At 47.4% G+C, this 764-nt stretch carries 1 protein-coding gene; it reads left to right on the top strand.

Features of this window, described 5'->3' with window-relative positions:
* On the top strand, nucleotides 1–764 hold a 764-nt coding region (locus tag H735_RS29250; protein WP_042980818.1), incomplete at both ends, for an elongation factor Tu.

The following is a 764-nucleotide window of genomic DNA, read 5'->3' as shown; positions in this document are numbered from 1 at the left end:
GCTATCTGTACAACACTTGCTAAAGTATACGGCGGTGCTGCTCGTGACTTCGCATCTATCGATAACGCTCCAGAAGAGCGTGAGCGCGGTATCACAATCGCTACTTCTCACGTAGAGTACGACACTCCAACTCGCCACTACGCACACGTAGACTGTCCAGGACACGCGGATTATGTTAAAAACATGATCACTGGTGCTGCACAGATGGACGGTGGTATCCTAGTTGTTGCTGCGACAGATGGTCCAATGCCACAAACTCGTGAGCACATCCTACTAGGCCGTCAGGTTGGTATCCCATACATCATCGTATTCATGAACAAATGTGACATGGTTGACGATGAAGAGCTACTAGAACTAGTAGAAATGGAAGTTCGTGAACTTCTATCTGAGTACGATTTCCCAGGTGATGACCTACCAGTTATCCAAGGTTCAGCTCTAGGCGCACTAAACGGCGAAGAGCAATGGGAAGCTAAGATTGTTGAACTAGCAGAAGCGCTAGATTCATACATCCCTGAGCCAGAGCGTGCAGTAGATATGCCATTCCTAATGCCTATCGAAGACGTATTCTCAATCCAAGGTCGTGGTACAGTAGTAACTGGCCGTATCGAACGTGGTATCCTAAACGTAGGTGACGAAGTTGCTATCGTAGGTATCAAAGACACTACTACTACTACATGTACTGGTGTTGAAATGTTCCGTAAGCTTCTTGACGAAGGTCGTGCTGGTGAGAACGTTGGTGCACTTCTACGTGGTACTAAGCGTGA

This window comes from Vibrio owensii CAIM 1854 = LMG 25443, assembly GCF_000817815.1.
Taxonomy (GTDB): domain Bacteria; phylum Pseudomonadota; class Gammaproteobacteria; order Enterobacterales; family Vibrionaceae; genus Vibrio; species Vibrio owensii.
Note: the sequence above shows the minus strand (reverse complement) of the source record. Positions and strands in the feature narration are given on the sequence as shown.